The organism is Roseomonas sp. CCTCC AB2023176, assembly GCF_042259275.1.
GTDB lineage: Bacteria > Pseudomonadota > Alphaproteobacteria > Acetobacterales > Acetobacteraceae > Roseomonas.
In genome coordinates this window covers 3,435,049-3,452,441 of record NZ_CP170086.1, presented here as the reverse complement: position 1 = coordinate 3,452,441, position 17,393 = coordinate 3,435,049, and the positions used below count along the sequence as shown (strand labels likewise).

The 17,393-nt window shown below is 71.2% G+C and carries 17 protein-coding genes, 2 tRNA genes and 1 pseudogene; 13 read left to right on the top strand and 7 right to left on the bottom strand.

Features of this window, described 5'->3' with window-relative positions; genetic code table 11:
• Positions 1-2: 2 nt before the first annotated feature.
• Positions 3-77: transfer RNA gene (locus ACE7GA_RS17275), tRNA-Val, on the bottom strand.
• Between the two features lie 109 nt (positions 78-186).
• On the opposite strand from ACE7GA_RS17275, the gene ACE7GA_RS17270 reads away from it, so the two are divergent.
• The 3 genes from ACE7GA_RS17270 to ACE7GA_RS17260 all read left to right on the top strand — a co-directional run bounded on the left by ACE7GA_RS17270 (position 187) and on the right by ACE7GA_RS17260 (position 2,572).
• Entirely contained in the window at positions 187-1,065 is an 879-nt protein-coding gene (locus ACE7GA_RS17270) for an N-formylglutamate amidohydrolase (protein ID WP_376089058.1), read from the top strand.
• A gap of 206 nt (positions 1,066-1,271) precedes the next feature.
• Positions 1,272-2,054: a lytic transglycosylase domain-containing protein gene (locus ACE7GA_RS17265; RefSeq protein ID WP_376089055.1), complete on the top strand. Its 783-nt coding sequence runs from the start codon at positions 1,272-1,274 to the stop codon at positions 2,052-2,054.
• A 143-nt stretch (positions 2,055-2,197) separates the two neighbouring features.
• Positions 2,198-2,572: a cytochrome P450 gene (locus ACE7GA_RS17260; RefSeq protein WP_376089052.1), complete on the top strand. Its 375-nt coding sequence runs from the start codon at positions 2,198-2,200 to the stop codon at positions 2,570-2,572.
• Between the two features lie 6 nt (positions 2,573-2,578).
• Here ACE7GA_RS17260 and ACE7GA_RS17255 read toward each other — a convergent pair whose 3' ends face one another.
• Positions 2,579-4,030, bottom strand: a complete 1,452-nt coding sequence (locus ACE7GA_RS17255; protein WP_376089049.1) for an amidohydrolase family protein — start codon at positions 4,028-4,030, stop codon at positions 2,579-2,581.
• Positions 4,031-4,315: 285 nt separating this feature from the next.
• Between ACE7GA_RS17255 and ACE7GA_RS17250 the strand changes: the two genes are divergently transcribed.
• Positions 4,316-4,606 (top strand): hypothetical protein, encoded by a 291-nt coding sequence (locus tag ACE7GA_RS17250; RefSeq protein WP_376089046.1) that lies wholly within the window; start codon positions 4,316-4,318, stop codon positions 4,604-4,606.
• Between the two features lie 186 nt (positions 4,607-4,792).
• Complete coding sequence (locus tag ACE7GA_RS17245) at positions 4,793-5,818, top strand: hypothetical protein (protein ID WP_376089042.1); 1,026 nt, start codon at positions 4,793-4,795, stop codon at positions 5,816-5,818.
• Positions 5,819-5,886: 68 nt separating this feature from the next.
• Here ACE7GA_RS17245 and ACE7GA_RS17240 read toward each other — a convergent pair whose 3' ends face one another.
• Genes ACE7GA_RS17240 through ACE7GA_RS17220 form a run of 5 tightly spaced genes read right to left on the bottom strand, consistent with a single transcriptional unit; the run spans position 5,887 to position 11,930 of the window.
• Positions 5,887-6,408 carry a YaiI/YqxD family protein gene (locus ACE7GA_RS17240; protein ID WP_376089039.1) on the bottom strand — a complete coding sequence of 174 codons (522 nt, stop codon included), beginning with the start codon at positions 6,406-6,408 and terminating at the stop codon, positions 5,887-5,889.
• Positions 6,409-6,449: 41 nt separating this feature from the next.
• Positions 6,450-8,087: a hydantoinase B/oxoprolinase family protein gene (locus ACE7GA_RS17235; RefSeq protein ID WP_376089036.1), complete on the bottom strand. Its 1,638-nt coding sequence runs from the start codon at positions 8,085-8,087 to the stop codon at positions 6,450-6,452.
• Entirely contained in the window at positions 8,084-9,037 is a 954-nt protein-coding gene (locus ACE7GA_RS17230; RefSeq protein WP_376089033.1) for a hypothetical protein, read from the bottom strand. The genes ACE7GA_RS17235 and ACE7GA_RS17230 overlap by 4 nt, the downstream gene beginning before the upstream one ends.
• An 11-nt stretch (positions 9,038-9,048) precedes the next feature.
• Positions 9,049-11,142 carry a hydantoinase/oxoprolinase family protein gene (locus ACE7GA_RS17225; RefSeq protein WP_376089030.1) on the bottom strand — a complete coding sequence of 698 codons (2,094 nt, stop codon included), beginning with the start codon at positions 11,140-11,142 and terminating at the stop codon, positions 9,049-9,051.
• A complete protein-coding gene (locus ACE7GA_RS17220; protein WP_376089027.1) occupies positions 11,139-11,930 on the bottom strand; it encodes an SDR family oxidoreductase in 792 nt (263 codons plus the stop codon). Before ACE7GA_RS17220 ends, ACE7GA_RS17225 begins: the two co-directional genes overlap by 4 nt.
• Positions 11,931-12,044: 114 nt before the next feature.
• Here ACE7GA_RS17220 and ACE7GA_RS17215 point away from each other — a divergent pair, with 114 nt between their 5' ends.
• From ACE7GA_RS17215 to ACE7GA_RS17180, 8 genes and pseudogenes are all read left to right on the top strand, one after another.
• Positions 12,045-13,013, top strand: a complete 969-nt coding sequence (locus ACE7GA_RS17215; RefSeq protein ID WP_376089024.1) for a 2-hydroxyacid dehydrogenase — start codon at positions 12,045-12,047, stop codon at positions 13,011-13,013.
• Between the two features lie 57 nt (positions 13,014-13,070).
• Positions 13,071-13,508: pseudogene (locus ACE7GA_RS17210) on the top strand (flavin reductase family protein); the annotation flags it as partial.
• 280 nt (positions 13,509-13,788) lie between these two features.
• Positions 13,789-14,772 carry an ABC transporter permease gene (locus ACE7GA_RS17205; RefSeq protein ID WP_376089021.1) on the top strand — a complete coding sequence of 328 codons (984 nt, stop codon included), beginning with the start codon at positions 13,789-13,791 and terminating at the stop codon, positions 14,770-14,772.
• Entirely contained in the window at positions 14,769-15,248 is a 480-nt protein-coding gene (locus ACE7GA_RS17200) for a hypothetical protein (protein ID WP_376100577.1), read from the top strand. Before ACE7GA_RS17205 ends, ACE7GA_RS17200 begins: the two co-directional genes overlap by 4 nt.
• Positions 15,249-15,268: 20 nt before the next feature.
• Positions 15,269-15,472, top strand: coding sequence for a hypothetical protein (locus tag ACE7GA_RS17195; protein WP_376089018.1), 204 nt, complete (start codon positions 15,269-15,271; stop codon positions 15,470-15,472).
• On the top strand, positions 15,469-16,047 hold the full coding sequence (locus ACE7GA_RS17190) for a nucleoside 2-deoxyribosyltransferase (RefSeq protein WP_376089015.1): 579 nt from the start codon (positions 15,469-15,471) through the stop codon (positions 16,045-16,047). Before ACE7GA_RS17195 ends, ACE7GA_RS17190 begins: the two co-directional genes overlap by 4 nt.
• A gap of 93 nt (positions 16,048-16,140) precedes the next feature.
• Positions 16,141-16,231: transfer RNA gene (locus ACE7GA_RS17185), tRNA-Ser, on the top strand.
• A 43-nt stretch (positions 16,232-16,274) separates the two neighbouring features.
• The gene (locus tag ACE7GA_RS17180) at positions 16,275-17,309 is read left to right on the top strand and encodes a peptidoglycan-binding protein (protein WP_376089012.1); all 1,035 of its coding nucleotides are present in this window, start codon (positions 16,275-16,277) and stop codon (positions 17,307-17,309) included.
• Positions 17,310-17,393: the final 84 nt, after the last annotated feature.

Sequence of the window (17,393 nt, the reverse complement as noted above, 5' to 3'; positions counted from 1 at the left end):
GATGGTGGGCGCGAGAGGGATTGAACCTCTGACCTTCCCCGTGTCAGGGGGACGCTCTCCCGCTGAGCTACGCGCCCATCCGGTCGCGGGGTCGCCCGTTTAGCCCGCGACTTCGGGCGCGACAAGGGCGGGCGATGCACGCGGTGACGTGACACCGCGGCGCCGCTGTGGTGTTGGGGAAGTCGGATGGACCTGCCCCCGGAGATGCCCTCGACGCGCGAGGCGCCGTTCCTGTTGAGCCGCCCCGCGCGGCAGCGGGCGCCGATCGTGCTGGCCTCCCCGCATTCCGGCCGGAACTACCCGGCGGACTTCGTGGCGGAGAGCCGGCTGGACCCGCTGACGCTGCGGCGGAGCGAGGACTCCTTCGTGGAGGAGCTCTTCTCCTCGGGGCCGGAGCGGGGCATCCCGCTGCTGGCCGCGACCTTTCCGCGCGTCTACCTCGACGTGAACCGGGAGCCCTGGGAACTGGACCCCGCGATGTTCGACGGGCCGCTGCCGGATTGGGTGAACTCGGCCTCGCCGCGGGTCGGGGCGGGGTTGGGGACGATCGCGCGGGTCGTGGCGAGCGGCGAAGCGGTGTACCGGCGCCGGCTGCCGTTCGAGGCTGCGGCGGAGCGGGTGCGGGACCTTTGGCAGCCCTATCACGAGGCGCTGGCGGGGCTGATCCGGGAGACGGTGGAGGCCTTCGGGGTCTGCCTCCTGCTGGATTGCCATTCCATGCCGTCGCTGCCCGGGGAGCGGGGGCCGCGGGCCGTGGACATGATCCTTGGCGACGCGCACGGGACGGCGGCGGCGCCGCGCGCCACGCGGATGGTCGAGGAGGGGCTGTCGGACCTCGGCTACCGCGTCCGACGGAACGATCCCTATGCCGGGGGGTACGTCACGCGACACTACGGGCGGCCGCGGGACCGGGTGCATGCGGTGCAGATCGAGGTGGCGCGGGGCCTCTACATGGACGAGCGGCACATCGAGCGGCTGCCGGCCGCGATGGCGTCGCTCCGCCGGGATCTGGATACCCTGTTGGAGCGCCTGGCGGCCTCGGACTGGAGCTTCCTGCGAGGCTGAGCCCTAGTCGGGGAGCGGAAAAAAAGAGGCGGTGCCTTGCGGCACCGCCGAGTTTAGGGAGGAAACGTCCAAGAATGCAGCGAGGGACGAACCCGTCGCTGCGATGCACAAATTAGGTGGGAGCAGTGGCGTTTGCAAGCGCTTTCTGCTGCGCCGCAACATGACATGGCATCGGCGCGTGGCATGGGACTTGAGCAGGGCGGGGCATGCTGCGGTTGCTCGCCCTCATGCTGCTCTCGGCCGGACCGGTCATGGGACAGGTGCTCCCCTCCCCCGCCAACCCGTCGCCGATCGCGCGCTGCCGGGCTGCAATCGCGACTGCCGAGCGGGAGGCGGGGATCCCGGCCGGGTTGCTCCAGGCGATCGGGCGGGTGGAGTCCGGGCGGACCGACCCCGCGACGGGTGAGGCGGGGCCCTGGCCCTGGACGGTGAACGTGGAGGGGGCCGGCCGATTTTTCCCCTCGGCAGTGGAAGCGATTGCCCATGTACGGCAAGCCCGGGCAAGCGGCGCGCGGTCGATGGATGTGGGGTGCATGCAGATCAACCTGCTGCACCATCCCAACGCCTTCGCATCCCTTGAGGACGGCTTCGATCCGCTCGCCAACGCCCGCTATGCCGCACGCTTCCTGAAGGAGCTGCACGGGGAGCGGGGGGAATGGATGGCGGCGGCGGGGAACTACCACAGCCGCACGCCCGAGCGGGCGGAGGCCTATCGGAACGCGGTGGCGTCGCGGCTGCCGGAGGAGCAGGCGCGGGCTGGGTCGGCGCCGGGATGGAACGCCGGCTGGGCGCGGCTGGCGGCGGCGCCGGTCACGCCGCCCGTGGCGGGTTTTGGGAGCATCCGCGGGGCCGCCGCGCCGGTGATCCTGCGCAACCCCGGATCGAGCGGGGGCGGTACGACGGGACGGGACCTCGATTCGTATCGGGCGATGGCGATCCCGCTCACGGCGCGGACGCCGGTGGCGCGGCTGCTCGGGGGGCGTGGGTAGTCGCCGGGAGCGGGCCGGCCGGTGTGCGACACGCCGGGGAAGCAGGATGTCTGGGCCTGGGACGCCGCCCCGACGTTGCACGCCGTGGTCCCGATATTGGGTGGAGGCGGGCAACCCACCTCCGCTGGCCCGACGGACGCGACGTGGCCTGGGAAGGCGGAACGATGCGGGCGGGGACGGGGGTGCTGATCCTCGCGCCGTTCTTCCATCGTGACCGGGAGAGGCTGGCGCAGGCGGACCAGTTCCTGCCTGAGGCCTGGCTGGAGGCAGACCCGCCGGACCCCGGGTTCATGCCGTTCAGCGGGGGACCGGCGGCCTGTCCGGGGCGGGACCTCGTCCTGACCGTCGGCAGCGCGATGATCGGCGCGCTGCTGTCGCATGTCGAAGGGCTGGAGCGGCCCACGCTTTCCGAGGGGGCGCCCCTACCGGCGCAGTTGAATCCCTTCGCGCTGCGGTTCCGGCTATGCGGCGACGCGAGGCCGCGGCCCGCCCGCGTCGCGCAGGCGGGCGCCGTGTGACCCGCGCTACTTCCCGCGCGTGACGAGACGCCCCGGCTTCTCACCCGTCGCACCCTTGGCCGCGGCATAGGTCGGGATGCCGTTGCACCAGACTTCCTCGATGCCCTCGCTCACCTGCTTCGGGTCCTCGAAGGTCGCGCGGTCGCGGACGGTGTGGGGGTCGAAGAGGACGACGTCGGCATAGGCGCCTTCGCGCAACACGCCGCGATCCACCATGCCGAAGACCTCGGCCGCGCGGCCCGTCATCTTGTGGACGGCGGTCTCGAGGTCGAAGAGGCGGACGTCGCGGACGTAGTGGCCGAGCACGCGGGGGAAGGTGCCCCAGAGGCGCGGATGCGGGTGCGCATCGTGCGGGATGCCGTCGGAACCGATGACGGACATCGGGTGCGCCATGATGCGACGCACGTCCTCCTCATCCATCTGGAAGGTGATCTGGCCCGCGGGGAGGAGGCGGGAGGCCGCGGTCTTGATGTCGGTGTTCCAGCCGCGGGCGACCTCGCGAAGGTACTTGCCGGCCATCTCGGGGTGCGGGATGGACCAGGTGATCATGACCTCCACGTCGTCCCGCAGCTTGTCGGGCATGAGGACGGTCGAGCCGGCGGGGTACGGGTAGACGTCGAAGGCAACGTCCTGCGTACGCGCGTATTCGGCGATGAGCGGGAGCGTCTGCGTGGAGCGGCCGTAGTTCTCGGGCATGCTGCACTTGTGGTGGGAGATGTGGACGGGCACGCCGACGCGCTTGCCGATCTTCGTCGTCTCCTCGATCGAGGCGAGGATCCTGTCCGCCTCGTCTCGCATATGCGTGCAGTAGAGGCCACCGAACGGGCGGATGGCTTCGGCGACCGCGATGACTTCTTCCGTCGTCGCCTGGGCGTTGGGGGGATAGTAGAGGCCGGTGGAGAAGCCGGAGGCGCCTTCGGCCATGCTCTGCCGCACGCGGTCGTGCATGCGGGCGATCTCCGCGTCGCACGCGGGGCGGTACACATCCCCGTCCATGGCTTCGACACGGAGCGTCTGGTGGCCGACGAAGGCGTAGGTGTTGACCTCCGTGCCCTTGCTCTTCAGCGCGTGGGCGTAGTCACCGAAGGAGTCGAAGGTCCACCAGGTCTCGTCGCCCAGCAGGTCGAGCGGCGGGATGGGTCGGCCGGTCCGGCGCAGCGGAGCAAGCGAGACGCCGCAATTCCCGACGACGACCGTGGTGACGCCCTGGCTCAGCTTGCAGAGCGTGCATTCGGGGCCGCAGAGGACCGCGCGGTCGTCATGCGTGTGGCTGTCGATGAAGCCGGGGGCGACGGCCTTGCCGGTCGCGATTACCTCCCGGTCCGCGGAGGCGGCGCCGAGGTCGCCGATGCCGACGATGCGGTCGCCGCGGAGGCCGACGTCGCCGACGCGGCGCGGGGCGCCGGTGCCGTCGAAGATGGTGGCGTCGCGGATGATCGTGTCGCAGCGCAAGGCCATGCCGGCTTCCCTTCGCCGCGCCGGTCGGGATGGCGCGGGCGCCCGATCATGGACCCCCGCCCCGCGGATCGGAAGGTGGGCTTGCATCGCACGTCACGCGACGATGGATGGCGGCATGTTGCGGCGGGTGACGGCCAAGACACGTTCGCGGGACATGGCGGGATCCGGCATTCGCCCCGGGCCGTGCAGGCATGCCCGGCCGCCGTTCGCGCGGGGTGGGGCGGCGACACATGTCCACGCAGCGCCGGGACAAGGTGCCTCGACGATCCATAAGGACCGATCGTCATGAATTCGCTGATCCGCACGGCCTTCCTCGCCGCCGCCCTCGTGGGTGGTGCGGGCTCCGCCATGGCCCATGGCGCCGCGAAGACGGCGACCTCCGAAGCGCCGCCGTCATCGTCGCCCGCCGTCGCGGCGGCGCCGATCGACGTCACGTCGGTGCTGACGCCGCGGCTGACCGGCGGGAGCGGCCCCTCCTGGACGAGTGAGGTGCCGCCGGCGGTCGCGAGCGCGGGCGTTCCCGTCGGTGATGACGGGATCGACGTTTCGAGCCACCGCCACCACAACCGGGGCTGACCCGGCGCCGCACGGCCTGCACCGCGCGGCTCGCACGCTGCGCGAGGCGGACGGGTGTGGGCCGGGCAACGCGCCGGCGCCTCGCCGCGTTGGGCGGGCGTGCACGATATCCTTCCCGTTTCTTCCCGGCTTTTCGTTCCGGCCGAACCCGGTTCGAACCGGCCCGGCGCCGCCCCGCAGGATCACGTGCTTAACGCGACTGCCGCACGGGCGCTGTTCCGGGCCGGCACCGCGTCCTTCGACGCGGATCGCGCGCCGCTCGTGCTCTGTCATCACGACGCGGACGGTCTGGCTGCCGGCGCGATCCTCGCGCGGGCCTTTCCGGGTGCAGCGACCCGCGTCATCGGGCGCGGCGAAGGAGCCTGGACCGATGCGACCGCGGCGGAGGTCCAGGCGCGGGCCCCGGGCGGTCTGCTGGTGACGGACCTGGGCACGCGGGGCGATGCGATCGCGGCGGGCGTGCCGACCGTGATCCTCGATCACCACGTGCCGGTGTCCGATGCGCCGCCGACGGCGGGCGTGACGGTCATCGCCGGCCATGAGGTCGTGCCGCAGCCCTGTTCGGCGCTGATCGCACACTGGTGCTGCGGGGATGATGATCCCTGGCTCGCGGCGATCGGGCTGATCGGCGATTTCGGGGAGAAGGTACCCTTTCCGGAGATCGGCGACGCGAAGAAGCGTCACGGGGCGGGCGTAATGAAGGAGGCGGTGTCGCTGCTGAACGCGCCGAGGCGGTCGGCCTCCGGCGACGCGTCGCCGGCGCTGGCGCTGCTGCTGCGGGTGGATTCGCCGCGACAGGTCGTGGACGGGTCGCGGCCGGAGACGGCGCTGCTGACAGCGGCGCGCGAGGAGGTGCGCGCGGCGCTGGAGGCCGGTCGGAAGGTCGGGCCGAAGGTCGCGGGGGACTTGGCGCTGATCCGGCTGGATTCGGCGTGCCAGATCCACCCCCTCGTCGCGCAGTCCTGGGTGACGCGGTTGCGGGGAAAGGTCGTGATCTGCGCGAACAGCGGGTATCGCGCGGGTTGGGTGCATTTCGCGGCGCGGTCGTCGGACGGGCGGGACCTCATCGCCTTCCTGCGGGAGCGGGCGCCGGACTTCGTCGGCGAGGATTTCGCGCAGGGGCATGCGCGGGCAACGGGCGGGATGCTGCGAGCGGAGGATTGGGGGCGGTTCGAGGCGGCGATGGGGTTCGGGGAGAAGCGGGCGGCGTGACCGTTGGGCGCTGACGGGGCGTGTCGGGAGCCGGCATCGGCCGTCGTTGCGCGTCGGCGGGAGGCCGCTCAGAAACCGCCGGGCGGAATTCGGAAGGCCTGTGCGGCGGGGCGCGCGGCGGCATCGAGCGCCGCGTCGAGGGCGACGAGGAAGCGCGATCGATCGTTGCCCGTGAAGGACGCGTTGCGGGTTTCCAGGCCGGTCTCTCGCAGATGGCGGGACACTTCCCGGCCCGCGAGGGCGGAGCCGATGTTCTCCTGCGTCCAGGGATGGCCCTTCGGGGAGATCGCGCGGGCGCCCTTCGCCAGGCAGCGTGAGGCCAGCGGGATGTCGGCGGTGACGCAGACATCGAGCGGCGCGATGTTGTCGGCAATGTAGTCGTCGGCGGCGTCGGCACCGGCTTCCACGATCACGCGGCGGATGCGCGGGTGGTCGGGCAGGCGCACGCCGCGGGCGCCGTTGGAGACGACGTGGACGATGAGGTTGCGGCGCTCGGCGACGCGGAAGACTTCGTCGCGAACGGGACAGGCGTCGCCATCGACCCAGATTTCGGTCATCGCGCGCCCCGGCGCTTCGGCATCAGGTCGCATCCCCGCGCGTCACCGTCATCGCACGTCCTTCCGCGTCCGGATCATCGTGTGACGAGGGCGTCGGCGCGGTCGCGCTCGGCCAGGTTGGGGTCGCGTTCCGCAGGCTCGCCCATGCCGCCGCCGCCCGGTAGGAGGAGGCGCAGGCGCTTGCCCTTCGGGATCACCTGGTAGCCCTTCGTGCGCAGCGGCGTGCCGTCGGTCAGGCCGACCCAGCCGGGGGCGCCGTCGCCGCCGCCGTCGCGGCCGCGCGGCGGGTTGGCGACGCGGTCGAAAATGGCGTTGATGGCGAATTCCGCGTCGTTCTTCGCGCCGACTTCCATGATCTGGCCGAAGCCGCCGCGGGTCCGGCCAGCGCCCGCGCTGTCGGGGCGGAGTTCCTTCTTCCAGAAGATGACGGGGGCGACGTTCTCCGTAGCCTCGACGGGCATCGTCCGGACGCCGGAGGGGAAGGCGGTGCCGTCCAGGCCGTCCTGCGTCGGGCGGGCGCCGGTGCCGCCGGAGTTGAAGGTGATGACCTCGAAGTCGGGGAGTTCGGCGTTCGCGCCGCTGACCTGGCCACCGCCGCGGAGGGGCGGGTTCCAAAGGCATGAGGAGCCTTCGGCGGCGACGCGGCCGGGGACGACCTGGTGCAGGCAGCCCATCATGAGGTCGGGGAGGAGTTGCCCGACGACGTGGCGGACGGAGACGGGGAAGGGGCGCGGCGCGTTGAGGATGCAGCCTTCCGGGATCTGCATGCGGAAAGGCAGCAGGGAGGCCCAGTTGTTCGGGACTTCCGGCGCGACGACGACCTTGATGCCGAAGCAGGAGTAGGCGCGGCAATAAGCGGCGGGGACGTTGATGCCGCGGCCGCTCAGGCCCGACGTGCCGGCGAAGTCCACGGTGATCTCGTCGGCGCCGATCGTCATGGCGGCGCGGAGGGTGACGGGGGCCTCGTAGCCGTCGCTGTTGATGGACGCCGCGTAGGTGCCGCGCGGGAGGGCGGCTATGGCGGCTTTCGTGGCGTTGAGGCTGGCGTCGAAGATGTGGGCGGCGAGGTCGTCGAGCGCGTCCATCCCGTACTCGTCCATCATCGCGACGAGGCGGCGGGCGCCGGCGTCGTTGCAGGCGCAGAGGGAGTAGACGTCGCCTTCCAGTTCCGCGGGCGTGCGCGTGCCGGCGCGGAGGATGTCGAAGAAGGTGTCGTTCGCGACTCCTTCGGAGAAGCACTTCACGATGGGGATGTAGAGGCCTTCCTCGAAGACCGAGCGGCCCTCGGGGCCCATGCCGAGGCCGCCGACGTCGATGACGTGGGCGGTGTTGGCGAGCAGGCCGACGATGCGGCCGTTCCGGAAGGCGGGGGTGACGACGGTGAGGTCGTGCAGATGCCCCGTGCCGAGCCAGGGGTCGTTGGTGATGTAGTGGTCGCCGGGACGCATGGTGTGGGCTGGGAACTTCGCGAGGAAGTGGCCGACGGATTCGGCCATGGAATTGACGTGGCCCGGGGTGCCTGTGACGGCCTGGGCGAGCATGCGGCCCTGGATGTCGAAGACGCCCGCCGACAGGTCGCCCGCTTCGCGCACCGTGGTGGAGAAGGCGGTGCGGATCATGATCTGCGCCTGCTCCTCCACGACCGCAATGAGGCGGTTCCATTGGATCTGGCGTTGGATGGCGGAGAGGGCGGATGACGCAGGCTCATTCATTCCTGCTTTCCCTCCTCAAGGGCCTCACGGAGTTCTTCAACACGCAAAGGTGGCGCTACTCTATGAAGCATTCGATGACAATTCGAGCAGACCCCAACCAGCGATCTTATATCGGTCTCGTCACCCTCTGCCATACCGGCAATGGGGCGCGTATGGTGAGCTTCAATGTAGCCACGCCCGATAAGACCGTAAGCTTCTTCGAAGTCAAAACTGCACACGCAGCACGCCCAAGATTTCAGGCTAGCCTTGAATCGTTTGGTCAGATGGGGATCTCTCTCGCGCTGTAGGTGCATACGCATGATCTTGCGGCCTTCCGGACTGCTGAGGCTTGCAAGGTCTGCATCCTCCACGCGATCGTCCGAAGCCTTGAGATCGGAGTCACTTGGTTCAGAAGGCCCAGTCCTGCTCAAGGCCGCCCCGAGCAGTCCATTGGCATCCCTGTAGGCCGAGGCGGAAAGCTTATCAGGGTGGATTCGCGCTGTCTGGCCGCGCGGATTAAGCCGAGCACCGTAACCGACGCTCGCACAGAATTCAGGCCAGGGTAGAATCGAGGCGCCCCCTTCCAGGAATATGATCAGGGGAAAGCGTGCCTCACCCCACAACTTTTCAGACAGGGCCCGACCGTCGCACCTGGGTATGCCGATCACACGTCCAGCGTACCCAAAGCGACCTTCAGGTCCGACAGTTCGGAGCAGTAAGAATACATCACCGACTTGCACTTGCCGCATGACGGCTTGTGCGCCAGCCGGTACCCCCCAAATCTGAAATCCGAATGGACTCGCTTTACCACATTCAGCGGCGAGCTCTCGTTTTTCGACTGTTGTTAATGGCAGATATTTGGAGATGTCAGGCAACTGGAAGCGGCGAACTTGACCGCCCTCACCAAAGAGAGATTTGGGAAAGTCGCGTTCACTGCCTATTTCACCAACGTGTTGGTAGAAGGCCTGCATCTGGTTCCCGCTCACACTCCGGTTACATGTTTGAGGTCGAGGTACCCCAGTCCGTCCATGCGGCAGCGCCATCCCGGGCCGACTAGGGTGCTCGTCTCCGTTTCGGCGATGATGCAAGGTCCGGTCACCTCTGCGCCAGACGCGAAAACCGAACGGTCGTAGACGGGCCAGTCGGCGACCTCGCCGCGCGCGGTGTCGCGGACCGGCTGGTGGCGAATGGGGGTTGGGGCGGGCGCATCGGTGGCATCGGCGGCGTGTTCCACGGCGTCCACCTCGGTCGCGGCGGTGACGGCGAAGGAGAGGATTTCCACGTCGCTGCCGGGCACCGGGCGGTCGTAGAAGGTGGCGTAGGCCGTGTCGTAGGCGGCGCGGATCGCGGCGACGTCCTCGTCTGACAAAACGTGCACCTGCAGTTCGACCGCGATCTCGTGGCCCTGGCCGACGTAGCGCATGTAGGCGATGCGGCGTTCGACCAGGGGGGCACCGAAACTGCCGAGTTCGACGGTGCGGCGGGCCTCGGCGGACATGTCGGCCAGCAACGCGTTGACGGCAGCGCGGTCGAACTTCGAAAAGCGCTGGTATAGGGACCTCACGACCTCGTAGCCGACGGGGGCGCGGAGGAAGCCGATGGCGCTGCCCACGCCGGCGCCGGATGGGACCAGCAGGCGCGTGACGCCGATCTTCTCCGCCACGCGGTAGCCGTGGACGGGGCCGCCGCCGCCGAAGGCGATGATGGCGCGGCCGTCATAGGACTTCCCGCTCTCGATCGCGTGGACGCGGGCGGCATTGGCCATGTTCTCGTCCACGACTTCCACGACGCCGAGGGCGGCCATCTCGGGTTCGAGGCCGAGGGGGGAGAGGGCGTTGTCCATCGCGTCGCGCGCGGGCTCGGGGTGCAGGCGCAGCGTGCCGCCGGCGAAGGCCGCGGGGTCGTAGCGGCCGAGGAGGAGGTTGGCGTCGGTCACCGCGGGCTTCGTGCCGCCGCGGCCGTAGCAGGCGGGTCCCGGGTCGGCGCCGGCGCTCTCGGGGCCCACCTGGATGCGGTTCAGGGCGTCGAGGGAGGCGATGGAGCCGCCGCCGGCGCCGATTTCCACCATCTCGATGACGGGGATGCGGAGGGGGAGGCCGGAGCCCTTCCGAAAGCGGCCGACGCGCGCGACCTCGAAGGTGCGGGCGGTCTGGGGGGTGTAGTCGTCGATGAGGCAGACCTTCGCCGTCGTGCCGCCCATGTCGAAGGAGAGGACCTTCGACCAGCCTTTCTGGCGCGCGACGTGGGCGGAGAAGATGGCGCCGCCGGCGGGGCCGGATTCGACCAGGCGAATTGGAAACCGGGCGGCCGTCTCGAGCGTCGTCAGGCCACCGCCGGACAGCATGAGGAACAGCGGGCAGTGAAGGCCCGCGTCGCGAAGGCCGTCGCGCAGGCGGTGCAGGTAGCCGGACATCAGCGGCTGCACGTAGGCGTTGGCCACGGTGGTGGAGAAGCGTTCCCATTCCCGCATCTCCGGCGAGACCTCGCTGGAGAGGGAGACGGGCAGGCCGGGCCATTCGGCGCGCACGATCTCGGCGGCCCGGCGTTCGTGGACGGGGTTCACGAAGGCGTGGAGGAAGCCGATCGCCAGGCTCTCGATGCCCTCGGCCCGCAGGGTCGCGATGGCGGCGCGGACGGCGGCTTCGTCCAGCGGCAGCAGGACCTTCCCTTCGTTGTCCAGGCGCTCCGGCACGGTCAGGCGCCAGCGGCGGGGGACGAGGGGCTGCGGCAGGGTGATGTTCAGGTCGTACTGGTCGTAGCGGCTCTCGTTGCCGAGGGCGAGAACATCGCGGAAGCCTTCGGTCGTCAGCAGCGCGGTGCGGGCGCCCTTGCGCTCGATGACCGCGTTGGTGGCGAGCGTCGTGCCGTGTATGAAGATCGCGACGTCGGCGGGGGTCAGGCCGGCCTTGGCGAGGACCTGGGCGATGCCGTCCAGCACCCCCTGTTCCGGCGCGGCGGGCGTCGTCAGGACCTTGGCGGTCCAGCGATCGAGACCGCCGTGCTCGTCGGGGCGCTCGAGGGCGAGGTCGGTGAAGGTGCCGCCGATATCGGCGGCGAGGCGCGCGGTCGGGGTCAACCGACGCTCCGCACGGCGCCGCCGTCCACGCGGGTGACGGTGCCCGTGACGTAGGCCGCATGGTCGGAGGCAAGGAAGGCGGCCATCGCGCCGAACTCGTCGGGACGGCCCTGACGCCGGGCGGGGATGGACCGGTCGCGCTCGGCCTCGACCTCCGCAAGCGGGCGACCGGACTTGTCGGCGGCGGCGCGGGCGGTCTGCGCCGTCCGGTCCGTCGCGATGGAGCCGGGGGCCAGGATGTTCACGGTGACGCCGTCAGGCGCGACCTGTTCGGACAGGGTCTTGGTCCAGCCGACGATCGCGGCGCGCAGCACGTTGGAGAGCGCGATGTTGGGGATGGGCTGGATCATGCCGGTGGAGCCGACGGCGATGATGCGCCCCCACTTTCGTTCCCGCATCCCGGGCAGCAGGCGGTTGGCGAGGCGGATGGGGGAGAGGACGATCTGCGGGAACCAGGCGCGCAGCAGGTCGTCGGTGATGTCGAGCGCCGTGCCGGTCGGCGGGCCGCCGTGGTTGAGGACGAGGATGTCCACGCCGCCGAGGGCGGCGACGGCGGAGTCGGCGAGGCGGTCCATGCTGTCGCCGTCGGCGACGTCGGCGGCGAAGGCATGGGCCTGGGGGGCGCCGAGGGTGCGGATGGAGTCCAAGACGGGCGCCAGGCGCCCGGGGTCGCGGCCGGAGATGGCGAGGGCGGCGCCCTCACGCGCCAGGGCCTCCGCCGTGGCGCGCCCGAGGCCCTTGGAGGCGCCCATCACCAGGGCGCGGCGGCCGCGGAGACCCAGGTCCATGCTCGACTTCCCCCTTCGATGCGGGCGGGAACCTGACCGCCCTCCCCTGCCCTGTCCAGACGCCCGGCGGCGGGGCCCTCGCCATCGCGAGGGGGCCGGGGCATGTTCGGGCGCATGGCGAAGCCGACGATCCTGATCACCCGCGCGCTGCCCGAGGCCGTGGAGGCGCGGGCGGCGCGCGACTACGACGTGCGGCACCTGCCGGGGCCGGACGTCACGGCCTCCGCCGCCGCGATCCTGGAGCATGCGGCGGGGTGCGATGGCGTTCTCTGCGCGGCGGGGGACGGGTTCACGGCAGAAACCTTCGCGCGGCTGCCTGATTCGGTGCGGATCGTCGCGACGTTCTCGGTGGGGACGGATCACCTGGCGCTGGATGCGGCGCGAGCGCGCGGGATCGCGGTGACGAACACGCCGGACGTGCTGAGCGTCGCGACGGCGGAGATCGCGATGATGCTGATCCTGATGTGCGCGCGGCGCGCAGGGGAATCGGAACGGCTGCTGCGGGCGCGGCAGTGGGAGGGTTGGGCGCCGACGCAGTTGATGGGGGTCACGCTCGAGGGGAAGCGGCTCGGCGTGCTGGGGATGGGGCGGATCGGGCAGGTGCTCGCGCGGATGGCGCGGGGCTTCGGGATGCGGGTGCATTACCGCAACCGGACGCGGCTGCCGCCGGGAGAGGAGATGGGGGCGACCTATCACGGGGACGATGACGGGTTCCTCGCGTCCTGCGACGTGCTGTCCATGCACATCCCGGGGGGGGAGGCGACGAAGCACTGGCTGAATGCGCAGCGGATCGCACGACTGCCGGCCGGGGCGATCGTGGTGAATACGGGCCGCGGGACGACGGTGGATGACGCGGCGCTCTGCGATGCGCTGCGGTCGGGGCATCTGCGCGCGGCGGGGCTGGACGTCTTTGCGGGGGAGCCGCGGATCTTCGAGGGCTACTACGACGCGCCGAACGTGACGCCGCTGCCGCACTTGGGGTCGGCGACGGTCGAGACGCGGGACGCGATGGGGTTCCGCTGCCTCGAAAACCTGGATGCCGTGCTGCTGCGGAGTGCGGAGCCTCCGCACCGCGTGGCGTGACGCACTGTTCCGCTTCCGCGTCATCCGACGCGTTCCGCCGACCGAGGGTTGCCTGACATGCTCTTCGACTTCGAGACGATGTCGCTGCGGGACCGCTACAAGCTGGTGGTTGCGAGCGTCGTCCCGCGTCCCATCGCCTGGATGGTGACGCGCGACGCGGAGGGGGTGACGAATGCGGCGCCGTTCTCCTTCTTCAACGTGTTCTCGGACGATCCGGTGGTGGTGGGGATCGGCGTCGGGCCGCGGGGGCCGGGCGGGTCGGACAGCCCGCTGAAGAAGGACACCATGGCGAACGTCATTGCCACGGGGGAGTTCGTCGTGAACCTCGTCAGCGAGGCGACGGCGGAGGCGATGAACGTCACGGCCGCCGACTTCCCGCCGGGGACGGACGAAATCGCCAGGGCGGGGCTGACCACCGCGCCCTGCGCGCGGATAGCGACGCCGCGGATCGCGGAGAGCCCCGTCGCGCTGGAATGCGTGACGCACCAGATCGTGCCGATCGGGCACCACAACCTCGTCCTCGGGCGGGTCGTCGCGGTGCATATCCATGACGATTGCATGCTCGACATGGGGCGGCTGCACGTGGACACGCCGCGCCTCGGGCTGATCGGGCGGATGCATGGCAGCGGGTGGTATGCGCGGACGACGGATCGGTTCGACATGCCGCGTGTCGGGACGGACGGGGCGCGGCTGACACGAGGCTCCCCGGGGGGTAGGGCGGGTGGCCCCGCGCCGCGCGGGGTGCTAGGACCCGCTGCGAAGCATTCTCAACCGCATGTCCGTCACAACCCTCCCCCAGGTCGCCGCGCGGGACCGGGCGCCGCCGCGGCGCCGCCGGCCGCTTTGGGCATTGGCCGCCTTCCCGGCGGCGGCGCTGGTCGCGGCGCCGGTCCTGTCCGTCCTCGGGACAGCGATCGCGCCGGCGGACGCGACGTGGCGGCACATCGTCCATACGACGTTGCCGGACTACCTCCTGAACTCGTTGCTCTTGGCACTGCTGGTGGGGCTGATGACCGCGAGCGCGGGGGCGATCGCGGCCTGGCTCGTCACAGCCTGCCGTTTCCCGGGGCGACGGGTGCTGGAGGTGGCGCTGCTGCTGCCGATGGCCATGCCTGCCTATGTCTGCGGCTACACCTATACTTGGCTGCTGGACGTGGCGGGGCCGGCCCAGACGCTGTTCCGGGACGTGACGGGGCTGCAATGGGGTCAGTACCCGTTCCCGGAGATCCGGTCGCTGCCGGGCGCAGCGGTGGTCCTGGCGATGGTGCTGTACCCTTACGTCTATCTGCTATGCCGCGCGGCCTTCATGCAGCAATCGGTCTGCCTGCTGGAGGTGTCGCGGACGCTCGGGCACGGGCTGCCGCGGACCTTCCTGCACGTGGCGCTGCCGCTGGCGCGTCCGGCGCTGGCGGGCGGCGTGGCGCTGGTGCTGATGGAGACGCTCGCGGATTTCGGCACGGTGCAGCACTTCGCGGTGCGGACCTTCACGACGGGAATCTACGAGGCTTGGTTCGGGATGGCGGACCGCGTCGCGGCGAGCCAGTTGGCAGCCTGCCTGATGGGCGTCGTCGCGCTGCTGCTGGTGCTGGAACGGCTGTCGCGCGGCGGCCGGCGCTACCACCCGATGACCACGCGGCATCCGCCGCTGCGCCCGGTCACGCTGCGGGGGTTCAAGGCGGCGGCGGCGTCGCTGGCCTGCGCGATGCCGGTGCTGCTGGGCTTCGTGATCCCGGCGGGGGGCTGCTGTGGCTGGCGGTGACGTCGGGCGATCCGCTGACGCCGCATCGCTTCGTGCCCTATGCTTTGAATTCGCTGACGCTGGCCACGATCGCAGCGGCGATCGCGACGGGGCTGGCAGCGCTGATCGCCTGGGGGCTGCGGCTCTACCCCTCGAAACCGGCGGCCGTCGCGGGGCGGGCGGCGGCGCTGGGCTACGCCGTGCCGGGGTCGGTGATCGCGGTGGGGACGCTCGTGCCCTTCGGGCTGCTGGATAACGCGCTGGATTCCTGGCTGCGGGCGCGGTTCGGGGTGTCGTCGGGGCTGCTGCTGTCTGGGACAATGGTGGCGCTGCTCTTCGCCTACGTCGTGCGGTTTCTCGCGGTGGGGATGGCCTCCGTCGAAAGCGGGCTATCGCGGATCCGGCCGTCCCTCGCGGGCGCGGCGCGGACGCTGGGTGCCTCGAGCGCGGAATCGGTGCGGCGGGTCGAGTTGCCGCTGGCGCGGGGGCGCTGCTGACGGCCTTCCTGCTGGTCTTCGTGGACACGATGAAGGAGCTGCCGGCGACGCTGATCGTGCGGCCCTTCGACCTCGACACGCTGGCGGTGCGGGTGGCGAATCTCGCGTCGGACGAGCGTTTGGCGGAGGCGAGCACGGCGGCGCTGCTGATCGTGGTCGTTGGCCTGCTGCCCGTGGTGGCGCTGGTACGGACGATGAAACAGGGGGTGGGGCAGCGCGGATGACGATCCGGATCTACCTGGCGGGCCCCGAGGTTTTCCTCGCCGATGCCGTGGCGGCGGGCGAGGCGAAGAAGGCGGTCTGCGCGCGGCATGGCGCGGTCGGGGTCTTCCCGCTCGATCCGATCGATAGCGCGTTGGCCGACGCGCAGGCGGACCGGTGGTACGCGATCTACCTGCGTAACGAGGCGCATATCCGGTCCTGCGACGCGCTGGTCGCGAACCTCACGCCATTCCGGGGGCCGTCGGGGGATGCAGGGACCGTCTACGAGTTGGGCTTCATGCGCGCGCTCGGGCGGCCGGTCGCCGCCTATTCGACCGTCGCGGCGCCCTTCACGGAGCGGACACGCGCCTTCCTGGGTGACGCCGCGCGGCGTCGCGCGGACGGAGAATGGGAGGATGCGGAGGGGCTCTCCCTCGAGTCCTTCGGGCTGACGGACAACCTCATGCTCGACGGCGGGGTCAGGGCTTCGGGCGGGATCGTGGCCGTGCGGGACGTGCCGGACGCCGCGCGCTGGACGGACCTGGCGGCCTTCGAGGAGGCCGTGCGCGCCATCGTCGCGGCTTGTGCGCACGGTTGAGGCGTGAGGCGTGAGGCGTCTAGCCCGTTCGCCCCAAGCGCCGGTCCGGCGGGGTTGATGCGGCGGGGCGACCGGGCTATGGCCGCGCTCCCCGGACAGGTGGCCGAGCGGTCGAAGGCGCGCGCCTGGAAAGTGCGTATACGTCAAAAGCGTATCGTGGGTTCGAATCCCACCCTGTCCGCCACTCCCCTTCCCCGTCTACAGGCACTGCTGAAGGCACTGCGGCGATGAACTGGGCGAGGCGGTCGTGCCGGGTCCGTGCGGGCCGCTGGTGCGTGGCGTGGGTGTTCCTGGCGGCGCTGTGTGCCGGCGCCGCGCCTGCGAGGGCGGCGCGGGTCGCGCTGGTCATCGGGAATGGGGCCTACGACGCGCCGCTGCTCTCGCCCCTGCTTGGATGTCCCGCGTCGGCGCGGGCGGTCGGGGCAGCGCTCCGAAACCTCGGCTACGAGGTCGTCGAGCGCGTCGATGCGGGGCGTGGGGCGATGGATGCGGCCATCACGTCCTTTACCGGGCGGCTGCGGGCGGAGGAGGGGTCGGTCGCCGTGGCCTACGTCTGCGGCCACGTCGTGACCTCGGGCGGGCGGCCCTTCCTGCTGCCGGCCGGCGCGACGCTCGCGCGCGAGACGGACGTGCTGACGCAGGGCGTGCTGGCGCGCGGGCTCGTGGACGCGGCGACGCGCACGGGGGCGCGGGGGGCGCTGCTGGCGCTCGACGCAGGCTCGGCCTCGGCTCCGGATTTGAGGGCGCTGGCGGAGCTCGGCGCGGGCCGGGTGGTGCTGGCCAGCGCGACGCCGCCCGCGGCCGAGGGCGTGACGCCGCTGGCCGCGTTGTTGCAGAGGGCGTTGGCGGGCCCCTCGGTGCCGCTCGACGGCCTGGTCGCCGCGCTGCGGGGCGGCGGGGGCCAGGTGGCCGGCACGGCGCCGGCCGGGGTGGACCTCGGGACGGCGCCGACGGCGGCCGCGCCTCCGACTGCCGCGCCGACACCCGTCGTGCCGCCACCCCGCGCATCAGCCCCGCCCGTTGCGATGCCCGCGGCGCCGGCGGCCGCGATGCCGGAGGAGGCGCGGATGACGCCGGCCGACCGGCGCCGCGTCCAGGCTGCGCTCGCGAGCCTCGGCTACTACGCGGGCACGGCGGACGGGGTGTTCGGTGCGGAGACCCGCGCGGCGATCCGGCGGTTCCAGTTCGAGATCGGCGAGGACCGGACGGGGATGCTGACGGCCGCGCAGGCAACGCGGTTGGCGCGGACGCCGCCGCGATAGGGCGGATCTTCACGCACCGGGCGCGCCGGCATGCGCGACGAACTTGAGCGGCGCGTTGGCGATCGGCCGGCGTGACGATCCGCG